A 4,450-nucleotide genomic window follows, 5' to 3' on the forward strand; every position below is an offset into this window, starting at 1 on the left:
CAGATCGGCGTCCTGAACCGGGTGTGCGGTGATGCTGACCGCGGCCTCGGTAGGGCCGTAGACGTTGTGCACAGGAGCGGGAGACGCGGCCTGGCTGCAGCGACTGGCCCAGCGGCTCAACCCCGGTCGCGACTGGGTGCAGCACCCCGCCACCTGGCTGGTCGCCATGGACAATGCCACCGGCGAACGGGTGCCCTTCGGCGCGCCGTCCGCTCCGGACGCGAATATCGGTGCGGCACTGCGGGCCTCGTGGGCCATCCCGGGCTGGTTCCCCGCCGTCGAGATCGCGGGCCGCCGCTTCGTCGACGGCGGCGCGGCCTCCACCGCCTCGGCCGACCTGCTCCTGACCGCCGACCTCGACGAGGTCGTGGTGATCGCGCCGATGGCCTCCACCGGCCGCCTGCCCGCCACCGGTGCGGGCCACTTCCTCGAACGCCAGCTGCGAAACCGCATGAGCGAGAAGCTCGATGCCGAGATCGCGCTGCTGCGCGCGAGCGGCGTCAAGGTGCTGCGCATCGACGCCACCGCCGAGGACCTCGCCGTCATGGGTCCCAACTTCATGGACGGCCGCCGCCGTCTCGACACCTTCGAACACAGCCTGGTCAGCATCCGCCGCCGGGTCGAGCAGGGAGCATTCGCGTGAGCATCTTCGGAAACAACTATCCCGCCATCGATCTGAGCGGCGCGCGGGTGCTGATCACCGGCGCGGGCCGCGGCATCGGGCAGTGCACCGCGGAACTGTTCGCGAGCAAGGGCGCCGAGGTCGCCATCGCGGATGTGGACACCGCCGCCGCGCAGGCCGCCGCGGCCGCCCTGGGGGCCAAGGCTTTCGAGCTCGACGTGCGCAAGCGCGACCAGTGGGACAAGGTGGTCGCCGACTTCGGCCGCATCGACATCCTGGTGAACAATGCGGGCGTCATGCCCGCCGGCGCCTTCCTCGACGAGCCGGACGCGGTGGGGCACACCACGATCGACGTCAATGTCTGGGGCCTCATCCACGGCATGCGGGCGGTCGTTCCCGGCATGATCGACCGCGGTCGCGGCCACGTGGTGAATGTGGCCTCGCTGGCGGGCAAGCTTCCCGTCGCCGGTCTGGCGGTCTACAACGCCAGCAAGTTCGCCGCCGTCGGCCTTTCCGCCGCAACGCGTCTGGAGTTCGCGCCGCACGGAATCAGCGTCAGCTGCGTCATGCCGTCGGCCGTGCGCACCCGCCTGTCCTCGGGCCTGTCCCTGGGCGGCGGCATGCCGACCGTGGACCCCGAGGACGTCGCCGCTGCCGTCGTCGCCACGGTGCGCAGCCGCCGCGCCGAGGTCGCCGTCCCGAACTACCTGGGCGGGCTCGACGTCGCCATCGCCGCCGCGCCGGAGCCCGCGATGCGGCTGGTGCGCAAGGCACTCAACGCCGACCGGGCCCTGCACCCCGCCGACGAGAAGGTTCGCTCGCAGTACGAGGCGCAGGTGCGCGCCATCACCGCCGAGGACAACGAGTCCTGATCGAAGGCCGGTTCGAGTAGGCCGCAGGGGTGTCTACTCGAACCGGATGCCCTGTGCCAGTGGCAGTTCGGTGGAGTAGTTGACGGTGTTGGTGGCCCGGCGCATGTACGCCTTCCACGAATCCGACCCGGATTCGCGGCCACCGCCCGTCTGCTTCTCCCCGCCGAACGCGCCGCCGATCTCGGCGCCCGAAGTGCCGATGTTCACATTGGCGATGCCGCAGTCCGACCCGTCGGCGGCCAGGAACCGTTCCGCCTCGCGCTGGTTCTGCGTGAAGATCGACGACGAAAGCCCTTGCGGCACCGCGTTGTGCAGCTCGATGGCGGACTCCAGATCGTGATAGGTGAGCACGTAGAGGATCGGCGCGAAGGTCTCCTCCCGCACCACCGCGGTCTGCGCGGGCATCCGCACGAGGGCGGGCCGGACGTAGAAGGCGTCCTCGCCCGGCCCCTCGATACGCTCGCCACCGCAGATCAACTCGCCACCGTCGGCCTGCGCGCGATCCAATGCGGCTCGCATGCCCGCATAGGCCCGCTCATTGACGAGCGGCCCGACGAGAACGCCTTCCTCGAGCGGATTACCCACGCGCAGTTGCCGATACGCAGAAGAAATCCGATCCAGCAGCGGCCCTACGACATCCGCGTGCACGATCAGCCGCCGCAACGTCGTGCATCGCTGCCCGGCGGTGCCCGCCGCCGCGAAAACGATTCCCCGCGTGGCCAATTCCAGGTCCGCCGACGGCGTGACGATGGCCGCGTTGTTGCCGCCCAGCTCCAGCAGACAGCGCCCGAACCGGGCCGCCACCCGGGGCGCGACCGCCTGCCCCATCCGCACCGAGCCGGTCGCGCTCACCAGCGCCACCCGCGGATCGTCGACCAGTTGCTCGCCGACCCCCGCCGCACCCTGAATCAGCTGGTGCACTTCGGGATCCGCGCCCACCTCGAGCGCGGCCCGGCGTAGTAGCCCGTGACAGGCCAGCGCGGTCAGCGGCGTCGTCTCCGACGGCTTCCACACCACGGTGTCCCCGCACACCAGCGCGATGGCGGTATTCCACGCCCACACCGCGACCGGGAAGTTGAACGCCGAGATCACCCCGACCACACCCAACGGATGCCAGGTCTCCATCAGCCGGTGCCCGGGCCGCTCCGACGGCATGGTCTTTCCGTACAACTGCCGCGAGAGCCCGATGGCGAACTCGCAGACATCGATCATCTCCTGGACCTCGCCGCGCGCCTCCGGCCCGATCTTGCCCGCCTCCAGTGTGACCAATTCGCCAAGATCGTCGAGATGTTTGGTGAGCAGCGCCGCCAGTCGCCGCACCACCGCCGCGCGCTGCGGCGCGGGCACGGTGCGCCAGGCGCGGAACGCGGTCTCGGCGCGGGCGATAGCGGCGTCCACTTCGGCAGTTGTGCTGGCGCGCAAGGTGAGCAGCTCGTTGCCGGTGATCGGGGTGCGCGCCGGAAGTTCACCCGGTTCGGGCGATTCGACACCGAGGCGTCGCAGAATGTTCTCCGCGCGCTCACGGAGCTCACGGGTGGCCGGGGCGGTCAGTGCGTGACTCATTACATGCTCCAGGTTGGGTTCCGTCACCGAGTTCGGTTCGCTGCGTTAGCCTTCGCTGATGGCGGATACACCGGCGAAACCACAACTCGACGACATCGATCGACTGCTGATCCGTGAGCTGATTGCCGATGGTCGCGCCACCCTGTCCAATCTGGCGGAGAAGGCGAACCTTTCGGTGTCCGCCGTGCAATCGCGGGTGCGGCGTTTGGAGGCGCGCGGCGTGATCCGCGGCTACACGGCGAACGTCGATCCCGAGGCACTGGGGCAGATGCTGTCGGCATTCGTCGCGATCACTCCTCTCGATCCGTCGCAGCCCGATGACGCGCCCGCACTGCTGCAGCACATTCCGGGCATCGAGGCTTGTCATTCGGTGGCCGGTGACGAGAGCTACATGCTGATGGTGCGGGTGGCCTCGCCCAGGCACCTGGAACAACTGCTGCAGGAGATCCGCGCGACGGCCAATGTCCGCACCCGTAGCACCATCATCCTGCAGACATTCTATGACAAGTAGTCTGCGAGCCGGGCCAAGTCGGCCGCAGACATTCGGGTGACGGCCCGGTTACAGGTGGAATACTTCCGGGATTTACAGGCTTCGCCGTAAAAGTTCATTTACGCTGGGTGGCGTGACCCTCGAACTCGATCGGCTCGGGGCGGCCGCCGAAACCACTCTCGTCACCCCCGCCCGGGTGCATGACATCCTGTCCGCGAGCATTCTCGCCGACGGCTTCGACCTGGTACTGGACCTGCGAAAATCGCGTGGACGACGCCTCGTCGACGCCCGCGACGGCACCGCGTACCTCGACATGTTCGGGTTCTTCGCCTCCTCCACCCTCGGCATGAACCATCCGGCCCTGCTGGGCGACCGGCCCTTCCTGGCCAACCTCACCGCCGCCGCGCTCAACAAGCCCAGCAACTCCGACGTCTACACCGTCGAAATGGCGCGCTTCGTGGACACTTTCGCGCGCGTGCTCGGCGATCCGCGGCTGCCGCATCTGTTCTTCATCGACGGCGGCGGGCTCGCCGTCGAGAACGCCCTCAAGGCCGCCTTCGACTGGAAGTCACGGCACAACGAGATGCACGGGCGCGCACCGGAACTCGGCACCAAGGTGCTGCACCTGACCGGGGCCTTCCACGGCCGCACCGGCTACACCCTCTCGCTCACCAATACCGATCCGGTCAAGACGGCTCGCTTCCCGAAGTTCGACTGGCCGCGCATCGACACCCCGTACGTCGGACCCGATCACCCCGATATCGTGGCCGCCGAGGCGCGCGCCCTCGACCAGGCCCGCCGTGCGTTCGCCGAAAACCCGCACGACATAGCGTGTTTCATTGCCGAGCCGATTCAGGGCGAGGGCGGCGACCGGCACCTGCGGCCGGAGTTCCTGCGCGCGAT

Annotated in this window: 4 protein-coding genes and 1 pseudogene; 4 read left to right on the forward strand and 1 reads right to left on the reverse strand. The window is 68.8% G+C overall.

From position 1 onward, the window contains the following. Positions 1–73: 73 nt before the first annotated feature. Together ACWELQ_RS39215 and ACWELQ_RS39220 are read left to right on the forward strand one after the other, a co-directional pair. Positions 74–643: pseudogene (locus tag ACWELQ_RS39215) on the forward strand (patatin-like phospholipase family protein); the annotation flags it as partial. Next, positions 640–1,494, forward strand: coding sequence for an SDR family NAD(P)-dependent oxidoreductase (locus tag ACWELQ_RS39220; RefSeq protein ID WP_452402068.1), 855 nt, complete (start codon positions 640–642; stop codon positions 1,492–1,494). The pseudogene ACWELQ_RS39215 and the gene ACWELQ_RS39220, both read left to right, overlap by 4 nt. A gap of 33 nt (positions 1,495–1,527) precedes the next feature. On the opposite strand, the gene amaB is transcribed toward ACWELQ_RS39220, so the two are convergent. Beyond that, entirely contained in the window at positions 1,528–3,057 is a 1,530-nt protein-coding gene (amaB, locus tag ACWELQ_RS39225; RefSeq protein ID WP_452402069.1) for an L-piperidine-6-carboxylate dehydrogenase, read from the reverse strand. Positions 3,058–3,115: 58 nt separating this feature from the next. Between amaB and ACWELQ_RS39230 the strand changes: the two genes are divergently transcribed. Both ACWELQ_RS39230 and ACWELQ_RS39235 read left to right on the forward strand, forming a co-directional pair. Beyond that, positions 3,116–3,568, forward strand: a complete 453-nt coding sequence (locus tag ACWELQ_RS39230; protein ID WP_120737141.1) for an Lrp/AsnC family transcriptional regulator — start codon at positions 3,116–3,118, stop codon at positions 3,566–3,568. 112 nt (positions 3,569–3,680) lie between these two features. Then, positions 3,681–4,450, forward strand: a 770-nt coding sequence (locus ACWELQ_RS39235; protein ID WP_452402070.1) for an aminotransferase class III-fold pyridoxal phosphate-dependent enzyme, incomplete at its 3' end; no start/stop codon positions are given.

It is taken from the genome of Nocardia sp. NPDC004722 (assembly GCF_053601505.1).

Excerpts from the sequence above, each read along its gene's own strand:
- amaB (WP_452402069.1), bottom strand. The coding sequence starts at position 3,057 with ATGAGTCACGCACTGACCGCCCCGGCCACCCGTGAGCTCCGTGAGCGC.
- ACWELQ_RS39230 (WP_120737141.1), top strand. The coding sequence starts at position 3,116 with ATGGCGGATACACCGGCGAAACCACAACTCGACGACATCGATCGACTG.